2 protein-coding genes are annotated in these 1,599 nt (G+C 59.5%); both read right to left on the bottom strand.

Features of this window, described 5'->3' with window-relative positions; all coding sequences use genetic code 11:
• Positions 1-1,027, bottom strand: a 1,027-nt coding sequence (locus tag ADADOO_RS16780; protein WP_511278655.1) for a PAS domain-containing protein, incomplete at its 3' end; no start/stop codon positions are given.
• Between the two features lie 78 nt (positions 1,028-1,105).
• Positions 1,106-1,599, bottom strand: a 494-nt coding sequence (gene dapB, locus ADADOO_RS16775; RefSeq protein WP_511278654.1) for a 4-hydroxy-tetrahydrodipicolinate reductase, incomplete at its 5' end; no start/stop codon positions are given.

Here is a 1,599-nt window from a genome sequence, read left to right as displayed (position 1 = left end):
GCTGCTTTTCAGGGGGAACGCCGATACCGGTATCGCGGATCGAAAAGCGCAGATAAACGGAGTGCTCGGTCTGCTGATCAATGCTCACATTGAGCACAACCTCACCTTGCTCGGTAAATTTGATGGCATTACCAATCAGATTGATGATGACCTGACGCAGACGCGTTGGGTCACCAACGATGCGGGCCGGCACATCGGAGTGCACATCGGCCACCAATTCCAGGCCTTTCTTGTGAGCACTGAGGGCCACCACCCGAACGGCCTCGAGCACAGTATCCTGAATCGAAAAGGCCAGCGCTTCAAATTCCATCTTGCCGGCTTCGATTTTTGAAAAATCAAGAATGTCATTGACGATGGTCAGCAGCGCCTCGGCTGATGACTTAACTGTTTTCAGGTAATGCCGCTGCTCGGCATCAAGCTCCGTATCGAGCGCCAGTTCGGTCATGCCGATGATGCCGTTCATTGGCGTCCGGATTTCGTGGCTCATGTTGGCAAGAAAGGCACCGCGCGCCTTGTTGGCCGACTCGGCAGCCTCTTTGGCCGAAATCAACGCCGCTTCCGCCGCCTTGACTTCGCTGATGTCACGCTGCAACACCAACATGCGAACCGGTTGCCCCTCTGCCTCACGGGCCGCGATTGCACCGCGCAAAAGAAACCAGCGCCACTGGCCGTCACGCGCCTTAAAGCGACATTCGGCTTGAAAATAGGGTTCTTGCGTTTGCCGGTGAGCATCGATCCGCGCCTGCAACAGGCGGAGATCATCTGGATGCAGCATGCGCTGCCACTGGGCAATCGTGTTGTCGATGTCGCCTTCTGCGTACCCCAGCATCTGCTTCCACTGGCGTCCCGAATCAATGGTCCCGGACCGCAGATTCCAGTCAGCCAAGGCATCGCCAGACAATTTGGTATGCCAGGCGCTGAGATTGAGCCCGGCGTAGGCGCGATAGGCTGAATCAACGACCCCGACCAGTTTTTCCATGCCATCGGCCAGCGCATCCTGGCGCGCCGCCCTGGCCTGCTCGATCAACTGCCGGAATTGCGGCTCACCTTCGCCGCCAAAAATTTCCTGAAGTTGCCGATCCAGCAGGCGGGATTTCATCGGTGGCTAGCGCAGGCCGAGAACGTCCTGCATGTCAAAAAGGCCGTTCTCGCGCCCCGCCAGGAAACGCGCCGCACGCAGGCTGCCGAGGGCGTAGGGCATGCGGCTGCTGGCCTTGTGCGTCACCTCGACGCGCTCACCAAGACCGCAGAACATGACCGTGTGATCGCCCACAATGTCGCCGCCACGGACGGTGGCAAAGCCGATGGTCGATGGGTCGCGTTCGCCGGTAACGCCTTCACGTCCGTAGACCGCACATTCTTCGAGATCGCGACCCAGGGCGCTGGCAACCACTTCGCCCATGCGCAAGGCGGTCCCGGACGGCGCATCGACCTTCAGACGATGGTGCGCCTCGACGACTTCGATGTCGTAGCCTTGGTTCAGGATGCGCGCCGCCGTATCAAGCAACTTGAAAACGAGATTGACGCCAACCGCCATGTTGGGCGCAAAGACGACGGGAATATCCTTGGCGGCCGCCGCAATCACCGCCTTGCCGTCGG

The sequence above is a fragment of the Azonexus sp. genome, from assembly GCF_036170495.1.
GTDB lineage: Bacteria > Pseudomonadota > Gammaproteobacteria > Burkholderiales > Rhodocyclaceae > Azonexus.
Note: the sequence above shows the minus strand (reverse complement) of the source record. Positions and strands in the feature narration are given on the sequence as shown.